The 18,404-nt window shown below is 58.8% G+C and carries 21 protein-coding genes; 12 read left to right on the top strand and 9 right to left on the bottom strand.

The genetic code is table 11. From position 1 onward, the window contains the following. The first annotated feature begins 57 nt into the window (after positions 1-57). The 3 genes from ACQZ5F_RS12230 to ACQZ5F_RS12220 all read left to right on the top strand — a co-directional run bounded on the left by ACQZ5F_RS12230 (position 58) and on the right by ACQZ5F_RS12220 (position 2,311). Complete coding sequence (locus tag ACQZ5F_RS12230; RefSeq protein WP_225339568.1) at positions 58-756, top strand: type 1 glutamine amidotransferase; 699 nt, start codon at positions 58-60, stop codon at positions 754-756. Positions 757-837: 81 nt separating this feature from the next. Beyond that, positions 838-1,026, top strand: a complete 189-nt coding sequence (locus ACQZ5F_RS12225) for a YegP family protein (RefSeq protein ID WP_225339567.1) — start codon at positions 838-840, stop codon at positions 1,024-1,026. A 178-nt stretch (positions 1,027-1,204) separates the two neighbouring features. Beyond that, complete coding sequence (locus ACQZ5F_RS12220; RefSeq protein ID WP_052820183.1) at positions 1,205-2,311, top strand: glycoside hydrolase family 25 protein; 1,107 nt, start codon at positions 1,205-1,207, stop codon at positions 2,309-2,311. Between the two features lie 12 nt (positions 2,312-2,323). Here the strand turns inward: ACQZ5F_RS12220 and ACQZ5F_RS12215 are convergent, their stop codons facing one another. Beyond that, positions 2,324-3,199: a DMT family transporter gene (locus ACQZ5F_RS12215; protein ID WP_052820234.1), complete on the bottom strand. Its 876-nt coding sequence runs from the start codon at positions 3,197-3,199 to the stop codon at positions 2,324-2,326. Positions 3,200-3,344: 145 nt separating this feature from the next. Here ACQZ5F_RS12215 and ACQZ5F_RS12210 point away from each other — a divergent pair, with 145 nt between their 5' ends. Beyond that, positions 3,345-4,763 carry an aminotransferase-like domain-containing protein gene (locus ACQZ5F_RS12210; RefSeq protein ID WP_225339654.1) on the top strand — a complete coding sequence of 473 codons (1,419 nt, stop codon included), beginning with the start codon at positions 3,345-3,347 and terminating at the stop codon, positions 4,761-4,763. A gap of 71 nt (positions 4,764-4,834) precedes the next feature. Further along, complete coding sequence (locus ACQZ5F_RS12205) at positions 4,835-5,152, top strand: hypothetical protein (RefSeq protein ID WP_046799224.1); 318 nt, start codon at positions 4,835-4,837, stop codon at positions 5,150-5,152. A 77-nt stretch (positions 5,153-5,229) separates the two neighbouring features. On the opposite strand, the gene ACQZ5F_RS12200 is transcribed toward ACQZ5F_RS12205, so the two are convergent. Then, positions 5,230-5,688 carry an Rrf2 family transcriptional regulator gene (locus ACQZ5F_RS12200; RefSeq protein ID WP_052820184.1) on the bottom strand — a complete coding sequence of 153 codons (459 nt, stop codon included), beginning with the start codon at positions 5,686-5,688 and terminating at the stop codon, positions 5,230-5,232. A gap of 154 nt (positions 5,689-5,842) precedes the next feature. Here ACQZ5F_RS12200 and ACQZ5F_RS12195 point away from each other — a divergent pair, with 154 nt between their 5' ends. After that, positions 5,843-6,730, top strand: a complete 888-nt coding sequence (locus ACQZ5F_RS12195) for an NAD(P)/FAD-dependent oxidoreductase (protein WP_225339564.1) — start codon at positions 5,843-5,845, stop codon at positions 6,728-6,730. Here ACQZ5F_RS12195 and ACQZ5F_RS12190 read toward each other — a convergent pair whose 3' ends face one another. Further along, positions 6,731-7,627: an AraC family transcriptional regulator gene (locus ACQZ5F_RS12190; protein ID WP_225339563.1), complete on the bottom strand. Its 897-nt coding sequence runs from the start codon at positions 7,625-7,627 to the stop codon at positions 6,731-6,733. Here ACQZ5F_RS12190 and ACQZ5F_RS12185 point away from each other — a divergent pair. Beyond that, positions 7,602-8,009 carry a DUF2000 family protein gene (locus tag ACQZ5F_RS12185; RefSeq protein WP_046799227.1) on the top strand — a complete coding sequence of 136 codons (408 nt, stop codon included), beginning with the start codon at positions 7,602-7,604 and terminating at the stop codon, positions 8,007-8,009. The two genes, ACQZ5F_RS12190 and ACQZ5F_RS12185, sit on opposite strands and share 26 nt — an antisense overlap. A gap of 69 nt (positions 8,010-8,078) precedes the next feature. On the opposite strand, the gene lepA is transcribed toward ACQZ5F_RS12185, so the two are convergent. From lepA to ACQZ5F_RS12170, 3 genes are all read right to left on the bottom strand, one after another. Further along, a complete protein-coding gene (gene lepA, locus ACQZ5F_RS12180; RefSeq protein ID WP_046799228.1) occupies positions 8,079-9,917 on the bottom strand; it encodes a translation elongation factor 4 in 1,839 nt (612 codons plus the stop codon). Positions 9,918-9,978: 61 nt separating this feature from the next. Then, positions 9,979-10,848, bottom strand: coding sequence for a carbon-nitrogen hydrolase family protein (locus ACQZ5F_RS12175; protein WP_225339562.1), 870 nt, complete (start codon positions 10,846-10,848; stop codon positions 9,979-9,981). Continuing rightward, positions 10,845-11,453: a GNAT family N-acetyltransferase gene (locus tag ACQZ5F_RS12170; protein ID WP_225339561.1), complete on the bottom strand. Its 609-nt coding sequence runs from the start codon at positions 11,451-11,453 to the stop codon at positions 10,845-10,847. Before ACQZ5F_RS12170 ends, ACQZ5F_RS12175 begins: the two co-directional genes overlap by 4 nt. Positions 11,454-11,526: 73 nt before the next feature. On the opposite strand from ACQZ5F_RS12170, the gene ACQZ5F_RS12165 reads away from it, so the two are divergent. From ACQZ5F_RS12165 to ACQZ5F_RS12155, 3 genes are all read left to right on the top strand, one after another. Next, complete coding sequence (locus tag ACQZ5F_RS12165; protein ID WP_225339560.1) at positions 11,527-11,928, top strand: ketosteroid isomerase-related protein; 402 nt, start codon at positions 11,527-11,529, stop codon at positions 11,926-11,928. 95 nt (positions 11,929-12,023) lie between these two features. Beyond that, positions 12,024-12,605, top strand: coding sequence for a helix-turn-helix domain-containing protein (locus tag ACQZ5F_RS12160; RefSeq protein ID WP_137085767.1), 582 nt, complete (start codon positions 12,024-12,026; stop codon positions 12,603-12,605). Between the two features lie 20 nt (positions 12,606-12,625). Beyond that, positions 12,626-13,144 carry a GNAT family N-acetyltransferase gene (locus ACQZ5F_RS12155; protein ID WP_225339559.1) on the top strand — a complete coding sequence of 173 codons (519 nt, stop codon included), beginning with the start codon at positions 12,626-12,628 and terminating at the stop codon, positions 13,142-13,144. A 14-nt stretch (positions 13,145-13,158) separates the two neighbouring features. On the opposite strand, the gene ACQZ5F_RS12150 is transcribed toward ACQZ5F_RS12155, so the two are convergent. Next, a complete protein-coding gene (locus ACQZ5F_RS12150) occupies positions 13,159-14,232 on the bottom strand; it encodes an alpha/beta hydrolase family protein (protein WP_225339558.1) in 1,074 nt (357 codons plus the stop codon). 143 nt (positions 14,233-14,375) lie between these two features. Here ACQZ5F_RS12150 and ACQZ5F_RS12145 point away from each other — a divergent pair, with 143 nt between their 5' ends. After that, entirely contained in the window at positions 14,376-15,470 is a 1,095-nt protein-coding gene (locus ACQZ5F_RS12145) for a helix-turn-helix domain-containing protein (protein ID WP_225339653.1), read from the top strand. A gap of 7 nt (positions 15,471-15,477) precedes the next feature. Here ACQZ5F_RS12145 and ACQZ5F_RS12140 read toward each other — a convergent pair whose 3' ends face one another. Together ACQZ5F_RS12140 and ACQZ5F_RS12135 are read right to left on the bottom strand one after the other, a co-directional pair. After that, positions 15,478-16,581, bottom strand: a complete 1,104-nt coding sequence (locus ACQZ5F_RS12140; protein ID WP_052820189.1) for a TRAP transporter substrate-binding protein — start codon at positions 16,579-16,581, stop codon at positions 15,478-15,480. Positions 16,582-16,770: 189 nt separating this feature from the next. Continuing rightward, on the bottom strand, positions 16,771-17,244 hold the full coding sequence (locus tag ACQZ5F_RS12135) for a group III truncated hemoglobin (protein WP_225339557.1): 474 nt from the start codon (positions 17,242-17,244) through the stop codon (positions 16,771-16,773). A gap of 138 nt (positions 17,245-17,382) precedes the next feature. On the opposite strand from ACQZ5F_RS12135, the gene mbfA reads away from it, so the two are divergent. Beyond that, positions 17,383-18,366 (top strand): iron exporter MbfA, encoded by a 984-nt coding sequence (mbfA, locus tag ACQZ5F_RS12130; RefSeq protein WP_052820191.1) that lies wholly within the window; start codon positions 17,383-17,385, stop codon positions 18,364-18,366. The last annotated feature ends 38 nt before the right edge of the window (positions 18,367-18,404 follow it).

The raw sequence follows: 18,404 nt of genomic DNA, 5'->3' as shown, positions 1-18,404 counted from the left end.
CTTGGATTTGATCGGCAACTGCGCTGATTGGGTTTTCCGTCATCATCAAGAGGCCGCATGCGCGTTGTAATTATCGAAAACATGGCGGGCACGCCGCACGGACAACTCGGCTTCGCACTGGACGAGGCAGGTGTGGAAACGCACATTATCCGCGCCTATGCGGGCGAGCCTCTTCCCGTCAGTGCGGGTGAGCATGATGCGCTCATCGTTCTGGGTGGTGAGCAGAATGCCCTCGATGACGCACTTTATCCCTATCTTCCAGACCTTGCGCATTTGATGAAAGCCTTTGGTGATGCCGATAAGGCCGTGATGGGCGTGTGCCTTGGCAGCCAGCTGCTGGCGCGCGCCTATGGGGGAGAGAATATTCTCTCCGGCCCGCCTGAATTCGGTTGGGAAGATGTATCGCTGACGGAGGACGGCGTATCCGATCCACTATTGGCCGGGCTGGATGACATATTCCCGATTTTTCAATGGCACCGCGATACGTTTACGCTTCCGCCGGGCGCGATACGGCTGGCAACCAATGAAGCAACGCGAAATCAGGCCTTCCGTCTAGGTCGGGCGGTTTATGGCACCCAGTTCCATTTCGAAGCATCCACCGCCGTCGTGGACAGCTGGTGCGAGGCCTTCCCGGCGTCGGTCGAAAAAATGGCGCCCGGCTGGCTGGAAAAATACAACGACCACCGCGGCGCGCGCGCAGCTATGGCTGATGCCGCCGGTCTGGAAATTGCACGTGCCTGGGTGCGACTCATTTAAGCGGATTATTTTCGTTGTTAACGTGAACGAGCGATCAGGTTTTGGTCGTTTCACCATCATCAGCAAGGAGATGTGAAGAACATGTATAAATTTGAGATTTATCAGGACAAGGCTGGCGAATATCGTTTTCGCTTCAAGGCATCCAACGGTGAAGCGATGTTTTCGTCGGAAGGGTACAAGGCCAAGGCCTCGGCCGTCCATGCGATCGAGTCGATCAAGAAAAACTCTCCCGGTGCCGATACCGTCGATCTGACCACCATGACGGCCTGATCCTCGCCGCCCTGTGAGAACTCGAAGTATTTTGTCTGCCAGAAATGACAGGCGCATTGGCAGGTGCCGGCGTAAAGATAAGATTCAGTCTTTTTTGATAATCTTCCGTTAGCAATTGTATTTCGAGGTCTCCGGGCGGCGTCAGAGCGCCCCCGATTTGTTTTGCGTACGGGTTCTCATGCGATCATCGGCTGTGCCAGCACTTTTCTTCGGTTGCCTTTTGTTAGGTGGCTGCACCAGTTCCGGGCCGGAAAGCCTGGTGGCTGGCTTGCCCTCGAAGGAGACGACGAGTTCGGTCACGCCATCGGCACCCGTGCCGCAGGCAAGTGTCGGCACGCAGGCCATCGCCGCCCAGCCACGGCAGGAAGTGCTGGCATGGGGTGGGCCGGTGCCTGAAGAGCCAAAAGCCTTTTCCGCTGTCACTCCAAAAGCATCCCTGCTTCAGAATGCGCCTGAAATCGGTTTACCCGCGCCTTCGCAGGCGGGAATGGTGCGGCCGGCGGAGCGCCCGATGGTTCGCGAAATGGAGCGTCCGGTGCAATTGGCGATGGCGGCCGCCCCGGCAGCGGGCGCCGGCGCACAAATCCGCTCGCGTATTTTCCGCTCCAGTTTCAGCGATGCCAAGCCAATCAATTTCGGCCGCGTTCAGCCGCGCCATTTTCAGGTTCACGGCGTGGATGTATCCCGCTGGCAGGCAAATATAAATTGGCCACAGCTGCGCACCCGCGGCGCCAATTTCGCCTTCATCAAGGCGACGGATGGCGGCGATCACCTTGATCCGATGTTCCGCACCAACTGGCAGCGCGCGAAGGAAGCGGGTATCCGCCGCGGCGCCTATCACTTCTTTTATTGGTGCCGCAACGCCGGCGAGCAGGCGGACTGGTTCATTCGCAACGTCCCGCGCGATCCCGATGCGCTGCCGCCGGTGATCGACGTGGAATATAATGGCGAATCCAGCTGCAAGATGCGTCTTTCCCGCGAGCGCGTTCTGGAAAAGATGCGCGTCTTCATGAACAAGCTCGAGCGCCACTACGGACAGCGTCCGATTATTTATACCGCACCTGATTTTTACAAGGACAATCTCACCGGCGAATTCCAGGATTATCCCTTCTGGCTGCGCGCGGTCGCCCAGCATCCGTCCGTGGTCTATCCCGGTCGCAAGTGGCTGTTCTGGCAATATTCCGGCTCCGGCCTCTCGCACGGTGTCGACGGCCGTATCGATCTCAATGTCTTTAATGGCAGCGAGGACGCATGGCATCGCTGGATCGACCGCCGTTCAAGCTGATCCGGGCGGGTGTCAGCGCGCGAATTTTCTGGCCCCGGCAACGCAAAGCACCACGACAAGCGTAACTCCGATCATGGCAGGGCTCACCTCTTCATGTAGCAGGGTTGCTGCAAGCACCAGCCCGAAGAATGGCTGCAGCAATTGCAATTGGCCTACAGCGGCAATGCCGCCGAGCGCCAGCCCGCGATACCAGAAGATGAAGCCGATCAACATGCTGAACAGAGACACATAGGCAAGGCCGCCCCAGGCCTGCGGATCGATGCCGGCAAGCGTTTCCGGTCCGGTGAAAAAGGCAAGCGGCAACATCACTGGCAGCGAAAGAACGAGGGCCCAGGAGATAACCTGCCAGCCGCCCAGCTTACGCGACAGTGCGGCACCCTCCGCATAACCCAGCCCACAGACGATGATCGCGCCCAGCATCAGGAGATCGCCGTCAAGCGAAGCCCCCACTCCGGCTGAAAGTGAATTCGACAGTGAAAAACCTGCAACGAGAGCACTGCCCAGGCAGGAAAACAGCCAGAAGGCGGGGCGGGGACGTTCGCCACCCCGCAACACGGCGAAGACCGCGGTTGCGAGCGGCAAGAGCCCGACGAACACGATGGAATGCGCCGATGTCACGTGACGCAGTGCCAGCGCCGTCAAAAGTGGAAAGCCCACCACCACGCCCAACGAGACGATGAAAAGCGATGTCATATCGTTCCGTGCCGGGCGTTTTTGCTGGAACAGCAACAGCAGGCCGAGCGCCAGAATGCCGGCAATGCTGGCCCGGGCAACGGTCAGGAACACCGGATCGAAATCCGTCACCGCAATGCGCGTCGCGGGCAGCGAACCGCTGAATATCACTACGCCGATAAGGCCGTTCAGCCAGCCGCTTGTCGTCTTGTCCATTGTCATCTCCTGCATTTTGCTTTCTTGATCCGGAACGGCTGGCAGGAACAGCAACAGTCATATACAATTTCAATAAACTGTTATGGTTGATGGCCCAGTACGGATGGAGAGCGATTTGAACGAGCAGGTTGTTCCCGTCACGCGCATGGCGCCCCGAACAGGCATGCAGCCCGGAACACGCATAGAGAGAGTAATGGCGAGCATCCGCCAGCGCATCGTCTCGCGCAGCCTTGTGCCGGGCGCGCGTTTGCCTTCGGTGCGGGCGCTGGCAAAGACGATGCAGGTTTCCACCTCCACCGTTGTTGAAGCCTATGACCGTCTGGTGGCGGATGGCACGATAGTTTCGCGTCCGGGCTCCGGGTTTTTTGTAGCGGGCCCGCTTGCGCCGTTATCTCTGGCGGATATTGAGCCGCGGCTGGACAGGGCGGTGGATCCCTTGTGGGTGTCGCGGCAGGCGCTGGATGAGGCCTCGGTCCTTGCCAAGCCCGGTTGCGGCTGGCTTCCCGCATCGTGGATGCCGGAAGAAGCGTTGCGGCGGGCAATGCGGGGGCTTGCCCGTGCGGATGCTGCCCTGCTGACGGATTATGCGAGCCCCATGGGGTTGCTGCAACTTCGCCAGCTTCTGTCGCGCAGGCTTGCCGAACATGGGGTACAGGCGGGTGCCAGCCAGATTATGCTCACTGATTCCGGCACGCAGGCAATCGACCTTCTCTGCCGCTTCCTGCTGCAGCCGGGGGATGCGGTGATTGTCGACGACCCCTGTTATTTCAATTTCCATGCCCTGCTTCGCGCACACCGCGTCAAGGTCATCGGCGTGCCTTACACTCCAACCGGGCCGGACCTGCCGCTGTTCGAGCAGGCGCTGAAAGAACACCAGCCGCGTCTTTATATTACCAATTCCGCGATCCATAATCCGACAGGCGCCAGACTTTCCGCCGTTACCGCCCATCGGCTGCTGATGCTGGCCGAACAGGCGGGACTGACCATCATCGAAGATGATATTTTTGCCGATTTCGAAACACAGGCGGCACCACGGCTGGCTGCTTTCGATGGTCTTGACCGTGTTGTCCAGATCGGCAGCTTTTCAAAAACCCTGTCTGCTTCGGTGCGGTGCGGTTTCATTGCAGCACCTGTGGCATGGGTGGAAGCGCTGACTGACCTCAAGATTGCTACAGCTTTCGGCGGCGCGCATTTTTCAGCGGCGCTGGTGCTGTCGCTTTTGACGGATGGCAGTTACCGCAAACATGTCGAGGCGCTTCGACTGCGCCTTGCGGCGGTGATGCCGGAGGCGGCGGCACGTCTGAAGTCGATTGGATGCGTGCCCTGGATCGAGCCGCAGGCGGGCATGTTTTTATGGTGCCGCCTGCCGAACGGGGTGGATGCGGGCGATGTGGCGCGCCGCGCGCTTGCGCAGCAGGTGGTGTTGGCACCCGGCAATGTCTTCAGCTCCTCGCAGAACGCATCCAGTTTCATGCGTTTCAACGTATCGCAAATGGGCAGCCCGCAGACCATGACGGTGCTGGCGGATGCACTCCGGGAGGCGGCTGGTAGCCGCCCGTTCTGAAGGCGCAGGGATGAATCGGAACAAAATCGCGTGAACACCGTTTTCTCCGCAGAGTGAAGAGGAGAAATACCATGACATTCGATCCCAACAACCCGCGCCCGGACCGCGATCTTCGTCCGGAACTGAATATCAGCAATGAGCCTCCTGCCCGGACCTCGTCGTCCTGGGTACCGTGGCTGGCGATCATCGTCGTCGTGCTGGTGGGCGTTTTCGCCTGGTCGCAGATGAGCGGCCCGACCACCGATCCGGCCACGACATCGTCCACCACGCCGCCCGCGGTCACGGATCAGGCACCGGCACCCATGGCGCCGACTGCACCGGCAACACCGCCGGCAAACAACACGGCCCCGGCAAGCCCGAATACGGGTGGCACTCAGACCCAGCCGTAATGGGCTGACTGACATGATAAACCGTCTGCCTTCGGGCAGGCGGTTTTTTCATGGATGCAATCGGCGTCTTTTCGCCTTTAGAGCTGTTCCATCGCCGAGGGGTTATTGGACACTTTGGACCAGCGGGCGATCGATTCTTTCGCCAGCGCTGCAAGCGTTATGCTTCCAAAGCGGGACAGGAGGATGTTCTCAGCCTCTTTCATGGCATCAAAAAGGGCCTCATTGACCGCCTGTTCGATAACGCAGTTGGGATTGTCGCCCGCCAGACCAATGGAAAACAGCTCCGGTGCACCGAGCGCCCGGTAAATATCAAGCAGCGTGATCTCGCTGAGCGGTCGCGCCAGGACCCAACCGCCGCCATGGCCCTTTTCCGATGAGACATAACCATGCTCCCGCAGGCCCGCCATGGTTCTGCGCACCACCACAGGATTGGTCTGTAGCATGGCCGCGATGCTTTCAGAGGTCGCCGCTCTCTCGTGTTTTTCCATATGGATCAGAATATGCAGCACCCTTGAAAGGCGCGTATCGTGTCTCATTGCGCAAGCCCATTTGTTTTTTGCAACGCTATCAGTTCCGAACTGACGTAACAATATAAGTTGCATGACCCTTGACTTGAAAAATCACGTAACAATATAAGTATCGTGAAAATGAACGGGCGCTTCCTGCCCGGTCTTGAACGATAGGTGCATCATGAAATTCGACGTCATCATCATCGGCGGCAGCTATGCCGGTCTCTCCGCCGCCCTGCAGCTGGGCCGCGCCAGAAAGAACGTTCTTGTTGTGGATGCCGGTAAAAGAAGGAACCGTTTTGCCAGCCATTCCAACGGTTTTCTTGGTCAGGATGGCAAGGCGCCGGGCGAGATCGTCGCCGAAGCGCGCCGCCAGATCGAGCGCTATCAGACAATAGAATGGGCGGAAGGCAGGGTGACCGATGCCGAGGGGTCTTTTGGCGATTTCGCCGTTGAGATCGATGGTCATCGCCGCGAAAGTGCCGCCCGGCTCATCCTTGCCATGGGCGTTACCGATGAGCTGCCCGACATAACCGGGCTGAAAGAGCGCTGGGGCTCTTCGGTCTTTCATTGCCCCTATTGCCATGGTTACGAACTCGATCAGGGAAAAATCGGCGTTATTGCGGCTTCACCCATGGCTATTCATCACGCCCTGATGCTGCCGGACTGGGGTGAGACGACTTTCTTTACCAATGGCATATTCGTGCCGGATAGGGATCAGGATGCACTTCTGTCCGCCCGTGGTGTCCGTGTGGAAAAAGACCGTATCGCGGAAATTGCCGGACATGCGGATGTCGTTCTGTCCGACGGCCGCAGCATTGCGCTCGCTGGCCTTTTCACCCAGCCGAAACTGCGGATCACCTCGGACTGGATCGGAAAACTCGGCTGCGCCGTAGAGGAGGGGCCCATGGGATCGAGCATCGTGATTGATGCCATGAAACAGACCACCGCCCGTGGCGTCTTTGCCTGCGGTGATGTCGCAAGGCCGGCAGGCACGGTCGCCCTTGCGGTGGGCGACGGTGCCATGGCAGGTGCTGCGGCTCACCGGTCGATCCTGTTTCCGGAATGATCAGTTGGAGGTGAGGCTCAGCCAGCGCCCGGGTGGCATGCCAAAGGCGTTCTTGAAATGCCGGGTAAAATGCGCCTGATCGGCAAACCCGCAGGCAAATGCCGTTTCAGCAAGGCTGGCGCCGGCCCGCATCATCTCCTTGCATTTTTGTAGCCGCCGCATGATGAGATAACGATGCGGGCTGGTTCCCAGCAGGCCGCGGAAATGCCGGAAGAGCGTAAAGCGGTCGAGGCCGCTTATTCGCTCCAGTTCCTCTGAACCAACAGTGTCGGCACTGTTCTCCAGCAGATAGTCCCGACACCGCAGAACGGCACCCCGGTCAATCCGTTTGATGGTTGTAGCGCTACCGTTCGAATGTTTGGAAAGCAGATCCGCCAGTCTCGATTGCCAGTCGGTCAGGAGCAGATTGTCCGGCTTGCTTTCGAGATTGGCGAGCGCTTCGATCAGGCATTGCCGGAACGCGGGGTCTTCGATGACGGGATTTCTTGCAAAGGGCAGCGTTTGATATCCCGCCTGCGCGATTTTTTCAGGCGGGAGATAAAGCATACGGTAGCGCAGGCCCTCATCCGTGCCTGCGCCGCCGTCGTGCACTTCGTCGGGATGCAGCACGATGACATTTTCCGGCATGCTGAAATGCGAGGTGCCGCGATAGGAAAAGGTCTGGACGCCGGAAAGCGTGACGCCGAGCGCATAGGTATCATGGCGATGCGGCGCATAGGCGTTGCCATGAAAGCGCGCTTCGATACGTTCTATGCCCTCGCTAGCGGGCGCCTGGACTATACCCTCGAATTTGCACGAACGTTCAAGATCGATGACGTGCAGAGGGTCTAGGGTTGCTTCTCTTTCGTAACCACAGCCAGATTGAGTTTGCATGTTTGATACCAAGATCGCCGTCATCCTTCGTGATGACCTTGCCGTATGGCAAAAACTGAACGTTACCGCATTTCTCATGTCGGGCATTGTCGCCCAGACCGGAGAGATCATTGGGGAACCATACCGCGATGGCGCAGGCAACGTCTATAACCCCCTGTCCATCCAGCCGGTGGTGGTCATGGCCACGGATCAGGAGGCGCTGCGCAAAATTCATCAACGGTCCCTCGAACGCGACATCACGACATCGCTCTATATCGAGGAGATGTTCGCGACCGGGCACGATGTTGCCAACCGCCAGGTATTTTCGGAGTTTTCTCCCGACAATGCCAGGGTGGTCGGCATGGCGTTGAGGGCGGACAAGAAGATCGTCGACAAGATCACCAAGGGCGCAAAGCTGCACGCTTGAAGATGTTTTTTCAAACGCAAAAGGGAGGCTGTAAGCCTCCCTCCAATAGCGATGCAGTATGAGCGCTGCTTATTCGTCGTTCATCTTCAGCGCAGCGATGAAGGCTTCCTGCGGAATTTCCACCTTGCCGAACTGGCGCATGCGCTTCTTGCCTTCCTTCTGCTTGTCCAGAAGTTTGCGCTTACGCGTCGCGTCGCCGCCGTAACACTTCGCCGTCACGTCCTTGCGTAGCGCGCGCACGGTCTCACGGGCGATGACCTTGCCGCCGATGGCCGCCTGAATCGGGATCTGGAACATGTGCGGCGGAATGAGTTCCTTCAGCTTTTCGCACATGCCGCGTCCGCGCCGGTCGGCCGCCGAGCGGTGCACCAGCATGGAAAGCGCATCGACAGGATCACCATTGACGAGGATCGACATCTTGACGAGATCGCCTTCGCGATAGTCGATGATGTTGTAATCGAACGAGGCGTAACCCTTGGAGATGGATTTCAGCCGGTCGTAGAAATCGAACACCACTTCGTTGAGCGGCAGTTCATAGGTGATCATCGCGCGGTTGCCGACATAGGTCAGCTCCGTCTGCAGGCCGCGCCGGTCCTGACACAGTTTCAGGATGCCGCCGAGATATTCGTCGGGCGTCAGGATCGTCGCCTTGATCCACGGTTCGCGGATTTCCTTGATCTTCACAACGTCAGGCATGTCGGCCGGGTTGTGAAGTTCCTTCTCGGTACCGTCAGTCAGCGTCATTTCATAGACAACCGAAGGTGCTGTGGCGACGAGATCGAGATTGAACTCGCGCTCAAGGCGTTCCTGAATGATTTCCAGATGCAGCAGGCCAAGGAAGCCGCAACGGAAACCAAAGCCGAGAGCAGCTGACGATTCCATTTCAAAGGAGAAGGAAGCGTCGTTGAGGCGAAGCTTGCCCACTGCCGCGCGCAAATCCTCGAAGTCGGCCGCGTCGACCGGGAAGAGGCCGCAGAACACCACGGGCTGTGCCGGCTTGAAGCCGGGCAGGGCCTGCGCGGTCGGGCGCTTGTCGTCAGTGATCGTATCACCAACACGCGTATCGGCGACTTCCTTGATCGAGGCGGTGATGAAACCGATCTCGCCGGGGCCGAGGCTGTCGACATTGACCATCTTCGGGGTCAGCACGCCAACGCGCTCGACGCCGTATTTGGCGCCCGAGCCCATCATGCGGATCTGCTGGCCCTTGCTCAGCACGCCATCGATGACGCGTACCAGAACCATGACGCCGAGATAGGTGTCGTACCAGCTGTCGACCAGCAGTGCCTTCAACGGGCCGTTTTCGCCAACTTCGCTCGTCGGCGGCGGCAGGCGGTTGACGATGGCTTCCAGAACATCGGGAATGCCAAGTCCGGTCTTGGCCGAAATCATCACGGCGTCGGAAGCATCGATGCCGATCACTTCCTCGATCTGCTCCTTGATGCGGTCGGGTTCGGCCGCCGGCAGGTCAATCTTGTTGAGCACCGTTACCAGTTCGTGATCGTTGTCGATCGCCTGATAGACGTTGGCGAGTGTCTGGGCTTCCACGCCCTGCGAGGCGTCCACGACCAGCAACGAACCTTCGCAGGCCGAAAGCGAACGGGAAACCTCATAGGCGAAGTCGACGTGGCCGGGGGTGTCGATGAGGTTCAGCACATAGGTCTCGCCGTTATTCGCCTTATAGTGCAGGCGCACGGTCTGGGCCTTGATGGTGATGCCGCGCTCGCGCTCGATATCCATCGAATCGAGAACCTGTTCCGACATGTCGCGTTCGGCAAGGCCGCCCGTCGACTGGATCAACCGGTCGGCCAGCGTCGATTTGCCGTGATCGATGTGGGCAACGATCGAGAAGTTGCGGATATGGTCCAGGGGCGTGCGGGTCGAATTTGTGCTCATGCCCCGCGCTATAGCAGGGGCTTCTCATGCCGCAAAGCGGGAATTTGGTTAAAAGCCCTTTAAAATGGGCTTTTCAGCTCGCAAATTGCTCCGGCCAGTCGCGGCGGGTGGCCACCTGCCCCTCGGTCCTGAGCCTTGCGACGGTGGCGAGATCGATATCGGCGATCAGCAGCGTGCTTTGCGTCACCAAATCGCTTTCGCTTTCCGCAATGATGCCGGATGCCGGCATGCCGTAGTCGGAGGGCACGTAAAGCGCCGCACGGCCGCGATTTTCATCGACGGCGGGCGACCATGGGGCCTCACCTGCGGTGGGGGAGGAGAGCACGGCATATTGGTTTTCCAGCGCCCGCGCCTGCGCGCCGATGCGCACCCGGTAAGCGCCGGCCAGCGTGTCGGTGCAGCTGGGAGCGAGGACCAGTTCCGCGCCAAGCTCCGCCAGCCTGCGGCCGAGCATGGGAAACTCGTTATCGTAACAGATGAGGATGCCGAGCTTGCCGATTGGCGTGTCGAAGGCTTTCAGGCCCTCTATGCCGGCATGGATGTTCCATTGCTCCCGCTCGAAACGGGTCATGATCTGCTTGTCCTGATAACCGATCAACCCGTCCGGTCCAAACAGCCATGCCCGGTTACGGAACTTGCCGTCCGGGTCCTTCACCGGCGCGCTGCCTGGCTGGAAGAGGATTTGATGTTGTCGTGCCAGCTCTTCGCAAAGTTCCACCCAGGAAGGAATAAGCGGCTGTATCTCTTCGATGGAACGGTGCAAATCCGACCGTGCCTCGGGCGGTAATTGCCCGGTCAGCGCCATGGCCGAATATTCCGGCAGAAGCAGCAGTTCCGCACCCGTTTCTTTTGCCTCGCGCACGATGGCCGCAAGATGCGCCGTATAGGCTTCCCATGTCTCGATCAGTTCGATGGCATATTGGCTGGCGGCGAGGCGGGTCATCGTTTTTCATCTCCTGCGGCGATGTTCTTCATCCAGAAGGACAGCGGTTTCGGGCTCTCGGCGCTCTCGTCGATATCCTGCCAGGTAAAGCTGGTGCGCAGTTCGGGGTGGTGGCGATAGCCGCGCTTTTCCCAGAAGGCATTCAGCGGCACGTAATCCGCCGGGCGGCGCGGGTGATCGGCGGGCCGCTCGACAGCGCAGAAGGTGCACCAGTCAAAGCCCAGATGTTTGGCATGGGCCTCCCGTTCCTCGAAGAACCGCACGCCGATGCCGTGACCGCGATAATCCGGAAGCAGCACGCTTTCGCCAAAATAAAACAGCTGTGACGGGTCGTAACCGGCCGCCAGGAAAGGCGATTTCACCTCGTCGGTTTCCGCCGCCATGGGCATGCCCGTGGACATGCCGACAACCTGCCCGCCGTCTAGCGCCAGCACGAAAACAGCGCCCTTCGTATCGGCATAGGTGGCCAGATATTTGCGCTCATACTCCACCGAACCATCGTAGAGATAGGGGAAAGCGCGGAACACCGTGATCCGCAGCCGGGCGAGATCATCAAAATAGGGTGAAGCATCGATGCCGGAAAGAGACTTGATTTCGACGGTCATGGGCATTTTCACTTTCGGTTCCGCTGGTTATACCGTCATGGAAAACCCGCGCAAGCTTTGAACGGAGAAGACGATGACCGCTACTGAAACCATCCGCGCCTATTACGATGCCTTCAACCGACAGGACATGGATGCCTTTCTGGCGCTTCTTCATGACGAGGTGGTGCATGACATCAATCAGGGCGAGCGCCAGACCGGCAAGGCCGCTTTTGCCTCCTTCATGGACCACATGAACCGCTGCTATAAGGAAAACCTCACAGACATGGTGATCATGGCGAGCGCAGACGGCAAACGCGCCTCTGCCGAATTCACTGTGAACGGCGAATATCTTGTGACCGATGAGGGGTTGCCGCAAGCCGATGGCCAGAAATACGTCCTGCCCGCCGGTGCCTTCTTCGACCTGAAGGATGGAAAAGTTAGCCGAGTAACAAACTACTATAATCTGAACGACTGGATTGCCCAGGTCGGCGCCTGAGGCCTTGGCCTTGCCCGCTACAATAACCACCCGACAGTAATCGTTTTTCCACTATCGTGGATATTGACTCCATCATATGGGAATTCTAATCTCATATGATGGAAAACGAAGATCATATTCTCGAAAGTTCGATCGGTGAGCGGATCAGGGCGTTGCGGGCAAAAAACGGCCTGACGCTGGACCAGCTTGCCGCCGAATCCGGCGTCAGCCGCGCCATGATTTCCCGCATCGAACGTGGTGAGGCGAGCCCGACCGCGTCGCTGCTCGCCCGCATCTGCGCGGCACTCGGTCTGTCGCTTTCCGGCTTCTTCGCTGAAAATGAACAGGCGGTGTCCCCGCTGGTGAAGAAGCGGGACCAGCAGCTCTGGAAAGATCCCGAAACCGGTTATGTCCGCCGCGCTATCTCCCCGCCGCGTGTCGGTTCCGATGTCGATATTGTCGAGGTCGAGTTTCCACCCGGTGCGCGTGTCGGTTTTCCGCCGCATGCGGCAAGCCGCGGCATGACGCAATATGTCTGGCTTTTCGAAGGGGTTATGGAGATGACGAGTGGCGGCGCGGTGCATCTGATGGAGGCTGGAGATTGCCTTTTCATGCCGGTCGGTGAGGGCCATGTTTTTCACAATCCTTCCGAAAAACCCGCCCGTTACGCCGTCGTGCTAGACCAAAGACAGCGCTGATCTTTCCAGAGGAGTTTTTTATGGACACCATCCGCGTGCTGAACGGGCAAGAGACGCTCGACGTGCTTCCGGAGCTCTGCGAAGTTCTCTCCGCCTGCGTCAACGGCGGCGCATCCGTCGGTTTCATGTTGCCTTTCTCTCCGCAGGATGCAGAGCCCTTCTGGCGAGCCGTGGCGGAAGCGGCGGGCGAGGGGGGTACGATCCATGTGGTGGCGGAAGTGGATGGCAAGGTGGTGGGCACAGTGCAGGTGGGCCTCGCTTCCAAACCCAACCAGCCACATCGCGGTGATCTGATGAAGCTTCTCGTGCACCCCTCGGCGAGGGGTCTCGGGCTTGCCCGAAAGCTCATGCAGAAGGTGGAAGAGGAAACGGCAGCCCGTGGCCGTACCCTTTTGGTGCTGGATACGGCCACGGGCAGCGATGCAGAGGCGATCTATCCCCGACTTGGCTGGGAGCGGGTCGGGGTCATTCCCGATTACGCCCTGTTTCCCGACGGGCGTTATTGCGGCACGACCCTGTTTTACAAGCGGATCGGCTAGCACATTTCCGCCGCTTATTGTCCCGGCTTCAGCGTGCGGTTGAAGGCGGCAACAATCATCTTTTCCAGTTCGGCATGAATATCTGCCCGGTCACGTGGCCCGGCCGGTTCGCAGATCGGATCGCGCTCGCCAACGGATTTGAGAAATGCATCGGCATCCGGTTTGCACAGGGGCAGGAAGCTGAAATGGTTGGCCTCATCGACCTGCTGATAGGTCGCGCCTGGCACCTCGGCTGCCAGTTTGTCCGCCAGCACGGCCGGCGGAATTTTCCCCTTGCTGCCGAGATTGATGAAGGCCAGCGGAATACCGATTGTTTTCAGGCTGTCCGGCTGGAAGGCGAGTGCGAGGCCAGGATCGACCAGCACGGCGGAACGAATGCGTGGATCGCGGTTCTGCTGCTCGAAACGGGCCTTGTCGAGGGTTCCGAGATCGAGCTTCGGCACGCTCACCGGCTCGCCATCGAGGTAACCCCGGCCGCCGGCGAACCATTGGCAATCCATCATCGTGGCATAGTCTTCGCAATAACGCGCATAGGCATTGAGATCGGCGCGTGCGCCCGAAATCTCCATTGCCGCGCTGCCGCCGAGTGAAAAGCCGAGGACGCCGATCCTCTGCGCATCGATCGCGCCCGACCATTTGCCCTGCGTCGTCAGTGCTGTGAGGATCGTAGAGAGATCACCCGTCCGCTCCCAGATTTTCGGCGTATCGGCAGGTGTGGAATCGCCGCTGGTAGTGCCGGGATGGTTGGCGCCGGCGACGATGAAACCTTCGCTCGCAAGCTTTGCGGCGATCCAGGCCATGCCGCTCACTCTCGAGCCCGAGCCGTGTGACAGAAGCACCAGCGGCAGGCGACCCGGCTGCACTGCGCTGTCCTTGAAGACGGGCGTGCCTTGAAAAATCCGGTCCTCGCCGGAAAGCGTCTGCGTGCCGTTGCCCTCCGAAGGATACCAGACGGTAACGGCTAGATCCTTGCCACGTTCGGGAGAATGGATGGCGATTTCGCTGACGCCCACAGCTTCATTTGCAAAAGCAGGCTGGGTAATGAGAGCGGAAAACAGCATGGTTGTGATGGTGACGATGGGACGCATGAAAAACCTCTTGCGGTCGGAAAGAACGAGACCCAATCTGCATTGTCACCTGTTTTCCGCGTCCTTGATCGCGTTTGAGGTCGTACCGAAACGCGATCTGGTCCATGAAAAGACAACAGGTCGTCGATCCGGGATATTTATTCGTGCTTTTCATTCCCCTGCCATTCGTCGTGGCGCTTCTGCTGGTCGTCATGTTCATCATCTTTTTCCAAAGCGGAGACGATGTGCGGACGAACCGCGCCTTTCTGGCTCTGATCGCGCTTTGCGCCGTGCAGTCAGTTCTTGTCGGCCTGCGCTGGGGCTATGGCGTGAATGCGGTGCGTTATCTCCTGCCGGTCCTCGCCGCCTGCCTGCCGCCACTTGTCCATATCGCTTTTCGTGGCTTGATGAGGGTCGGGGCAGATAGCAGGAGAGCGATGCTGGCAAGTCTTGTGCTCTCGCCTCTGTTGATTATTGTTCTGGAATTCGCCTTGCCGGTGGCGATTGATCTTGCCTTGATCCTCATCTTTGTCGGCCATGCCGCCGCACTGCTTCTTTTGGGAAGAAAAGGGCCGGATGGGCTGGATGAGGCGCAATTCGCCAGCGTCACCTCGGCGCACAGGGCGCTGATCATCGCCGCTGTGGCGCTATGTGTTTCGGCGCTGTTCGATCTTCTCGTATTCCTCGATTTTGAGTGGGCGCATGGGGAAAATGTCGCCGCACTTGTTAGCAATGCCAATCTTTTCGGGCTTTTGCTGATCGGTCTGATGGCCGCCCTGGCTGGAAAAAGCAAAGCGCCGCAAACGGCTGCAGAGCCGGCTGAGGAATTGCCGCCTCCCTCAGAGCCATCGGAACAGGACCGCGACATAGTCGCAAGCCTCGACCAACTTATGACAAAACATGCGCTTTACCGTGACGAGAACCTCAACCTGACGCGGCTGGCCAGGCGCTTCGGCCTGCCAAGCCGGCAGATATCAGGCGCGATCAATCGTTCCCTCGGCATCAATGTCTCGCAATATGTCAACCAGCTCCGTATCCGCGAGGCCTGCCGGCTGCTGGAAGAGACGGAGCAATCGGTGACGGCGATCATGTTTTCCTCGGGTTTCCAGACCAAGTCCAACTTCAACCGGGAATTTCGCCGTGTTACCGGCATGAGCCCGGTGGACTGGCGTGAACGGCAGGTGTGGAAGCTGGTTTCGCCAAACAAAACGGCCACCCGGCAGATGCCGGATGACCGTCTGAAGATGGTCGGAAAATGATGAGGGATCAGAGCGTGCCGTTGCGCTGCTGGATCATCATGTAGGTGTCATAGGTATATTCGGCGATCTGGGCCCAGAGATAGGCGTCTTTCTTGAATGCCTGCTGGCTTTCGTAAATCTTCTTGAAGTTCTCGTTCTTGGCCGAAATCTCCGCATAGGTTTCCTGCGCCGCCTTGTGGCAGACATCGAGGATTTCCTGGCTGAACGGTCGCAGGATGGCGCCTTGCGCCACAAGTTCCTTCAAAGCCTTCGGATTGTGCGCGTCGTAGCGCTCCAGCATGCTGGCGCTGCCGGCGGCGCAGGCGTCTTTCAGAATGCGCTTGTAGTTTTCCGGCAGCTCGTTGAATTTCTGCAGGTTTACGAAAGCATGAACGGCCGGGCCGCCTTCCCACCATGCAGGATAGTAATAGTATTTTGCGACCTTGTAAAAGCCGAGCTTCTGGTCGTCATAAGGGCCGACAAATTCGGTCGCGTCGATGGTGCCCTTTTCCAGAGCGGCATAGACATCACCGCCGGCGATCTGCTGCGGGGTAACGCCAACCTTCTGCATGACCTGGCCGGTCAAGCCGGCAATGCGCATCTTCAGACCCTTCAGGTCATCGATGGTGTTGATTTCCTTGCGGAACCAACCGCCCATCTGAGCGCCGGTATTGCCGAGCAGGATCGAGTAGATATTGTGCTGGGCAAGGAATTCGTTGAGCAGCTCATTGCCGCCGGCCTGGTTGAACCAGGCATTCGTCTGGCGTGCGTTGAGACCGAAGGGAACCGAGGTTCCGAGCGCGAAGGTCGGGTCCTTGCCGACGTAATAATAGGCGCAGGTATGCGCCATTTCGACGGTTCCGGCCGTCACCGCATCCGCCGCCTGCAGCGCCGGCACGATTTCGCCGCCGGCGAAATGCTGGATGACGAAGTTGCCGCCGGAAGCTTCCTTGACGTGATCGGCGACCATCTGGCCAGCGCCGAAAAGAATGTCGAGGCCCTTGGTGAAGGACGACGTCATGCGCCAGGTGATTTTGGGGTTTTCCTGCGCAATGGCCGGAGCGGCCAGCGCGGTTGCGGTAACACCGGCGCCGAGAGCGCCCGCCTTGCGGATAAATGATCTGCGATCCATGTCGATAAGCCCTGATACGTCTGCATATTACGGGCGAACCGCACGGTACGCCTCCCAAGGGCTACTAAACATTTATCCTTGCAGCCATCAAGAGGGAATGTTCCAAACTTGCGCGCTCTTCTGCAATGCCTGTCGATTGCTGTTTTGGCACATGATCGCGTTCTGCTTGTGGCCTCCGCCCCGCCGTGGTCAGGGTTGCGTGCGTTTTACTGCCGGATCGTCTATTGCAGGATTATAAAACAGCGACAGCGTCAGGCTTCTCGCGATGCGTTCGGCCGTTTCCATAAACCAGTCATGGGCCTCCCTGCTCGGCGCGATATCATCAAGCGTCGCCGAAAATAATGTGAGCCATTGTGGGAAAAGTTCGGCCGTCATGCCTTTGACACCCAGATGCGCCTGCACCGGCTTGCCGCCGTAACCGCCATTCTTGAAGGCGACGGCTGCCCAGAACTGTTTCATTTTGGCCATATGTTCCGGCCAGCGCCCGGTAAGACGTGCATCAAAGACAGGTCCGAGCGTCGGATGTTTTAGAACGCGGCCATAAAATGTCTCCACCAGCAGATCGATGAAGCCGGAATCAACGCCGATCTCTGCCATGGCTCTTTCCGCCCGGTCTTGAATCTCCGCGCTATGGGCGGCCTTTGCCGCGATGGGATCCTGCATCGTGCTTCCTTTTCCGTGAATTTACGCCGCTTGGCCGCGCTGGGCAATGCGACGCTTTGACGTATTAGAATTATTCTAAAGAGCTTGATTGCGAAGGTGTGTCGCTGTATTTAGAATTATTCTAAAAAGGTTTCAGCCATGTTCCGTAGTCTTTTTTCCCTTTCCAAACGCCCCTTCTCTTCGCTTGGCGAACAGGAAATCCTGGCGCTCGCCATCTCGTCGGAAGAGGATGATTCCCGTATTTATCGCTCCTACGCCGATCATCTGCGCGGACAATATCCGCAATCGGCAAAGGTTTTTGATGACATGGCCGAAGTCGAGCAGCAGCATCGAAATGTGCTGATCGATATGCATCGCCGCCGTTTTGGAGAAACCATCCCGCTGATCCGCCGCGAACACGTGCGCGGCTTTTACGAGCGCACGCCGGACTGGCTGGTGAAAAACCTGTCGCTAGAGAAAATTCGCGCCCAGGCCGAATTGATGGAAGCGCAGGCGATCCGGTTCTACGATGAAGCGGTCAAGCGCACCACCGATGCCTCGACGCGCCAACTGCTCGGTGATCTGGCTGAGGCGGAGCGGGGCCACGAAGACGTGGCGCATATGCTGGAAGAGAAACATCTCGATGCAGATGGCAAGACCGAAGAGGCTGAAACCGCAAAACGCCAATTTCTGCTGACCTACGTGCAGCCGGGCCTTGCTGGCCTGATGGATGGCTCTGTCTCGACGCTCGCGCCGATCTTCGCGGCCGCCTTCGCCACGCAGGATACCTGGCAGACCTTCTTGATCGGTCTCTCGGCTTCCGTCGGTGCGGGTATTTCCATGGGCTTCACCGAGGCCGCCCATGATGATGGCAAGCTTTCGGGCCGCGGCTCGCCGGTAAAGCGGGGTTTCGCTTCTGGCATCATGACGGCCGTCGGCGGCCTCGGTCACGCGCTTCCCTATCTCATTCCGCATTTCTGGACGGCCACGGCCATTGCTGCCGTCGTCGTTTTCGTGGAGCTCTGGGCCATTGCCTTCATTCAGAACCGCTTCATGGAAACGCCGTTCCTGCGGGCGGTGTTTCAGGTTGTGCTTGGCGGTTCGCTGGTTCTGGCAGCCGGCATCATCATCGGCAACGGGTGAAAAAGAAAGAGCCCGCGGCGGCGGGCTCTTAATCTGTC

The organism is Agrobacterium sp. 22-210-1 (assembly GCF_053522525.1).
This window is presented reverse-complemented; position numbering and strand designations above follow the sequence as displayed.

Coding starts and splice junctions, on each gene's coding strand:
- ACQZ5F_RS12205 (WP_046799224.1), top strand. CDS start 4,835: ATGACATTCGATCCCAACAACCCGCGCCCGGACCGCGATCTTCGTCCG.
- ACQZ5F_RS12185 (WP_046799227.1), top strand. CDS start 7,602: ATGTTTGATACCAAGATCGCCGTCATCCTTCGTGATGACCTTGCCGTA.
- ACQZ5F_RS12150 (WP_225339558.1), bottom strand. CDS start 14,232: ATGCGTCCCATCGTCACCATCACAACCATGCTGTTTTCCGCTCTCATT.
- ACQZ5F_RS12160 (WP_137085767.1), top strand. CDS start 12,024: ATGATGGAAAACGAAGATCATATTCTCGAAAGTTCGATCGGTGAGCGG.
- ACQZ5F_RS12135 (WP_225339557.1), bottom strand. CDS start 17,244: ATGCAGGATCCCATCGCGGCAAAGGCCGCCCATAGCGCGGAGATTCAA.
- ACQZ5F_RS12230 (WP_225339568.1), top strand. CDS start 58: ATGCGCGTTGTAATTATCGAAAACATGGCGGGCACGCCGCACGGACAA.
- ACQZ5F_RS12165 (WP_225339560.1), top strand. CDS start 11,527: ATGACCGCTACTGAAACCATCCGCGCCTATTACGATGCCTTCAACCGA.
- ACQZ5F_RS12140 (WP_052820189.1), bottom strand. CDS start 16,581: ATGGATCGCAGATCATTTATCCGCAAGGCGGGCGCTCTCGGCGCCGGT.
- ACQZ5F_RS12225 (WP_225339567.1), top strand. CDS start 838: ATGTATAAATTTGAGATTTATCAGGACAAGGCTGGCGAATATCGTTTT.
- ACQZ5F_RS12210 (WP_225339654.1), top strand. CDS start 3,345: ATGGCGCCCCGAACAGGCATGCAGCCCGGAACACGCATAGAGAGAGTA.
- ACQZ5F_RS12200 (WP_052820184.1), bottom strand. CDS start 5,688: ATGAGACACGATACGCGCCTTTCAAGGGTGCTGCATATTCTGATCCAT.
- mbfA (WP_052820191.1), top strand. CDS start 17,383: ATGTTCCGTAGTCTTTTTTCCCTTTCCAAACGCCCCTTCTCTTCGCTT.
- ACQZ5F_RS12175 (WP_225339562.1), bottom strand. CDS start 10,848: ATGACCCGCCTCGCCGCCAGCCAATATGCCATCGAACTGATCGAGACA.
- ACQZ5F_RS12190 (WP_225339563.1), bottom strand. CDS start 7,627: ATGACGGCGATCTTGGTATCAAACATGCAAACTCAATCTGGCTGTGGT.
- ACQZ5F_RS12155 (WP_225339559.1), top strand. CDS start 12,626: ATGGACACCATCCGCGTGCTGAACGGGCAAGAGACGCTCGACGTGCTT.
- ACQZ5F_RS12170 (WP_225339561.1), bottom strand. CDS start 11,453: ATGACCGTCGAAATCAAGTCTCTTTCCGGCATCGATGCTTCACCCTAT.
- ACQZ5F_RS12220 (WP_052820183.1), top strand. CDS start 1,205: ATGCGATCATCGGCTGTGCCAGCACTTTTCTTCGGTTGCCTTTTGTTA.
- ACQZ5F_RS12215 (WP_052820234.1), bottom strand. CDS start 3,199: ATGGACAAGACGACAAGCGGCTGGCTGAACGGCCTTATCGGCGTAGTG.
- ACQZ5F_RS12195 (WP_225339564.1), top strand. CDS start 5,843: ATGAAATTCGACGTCATCATCATCGGCGGCAGCTATGCCGGTCTCTCC.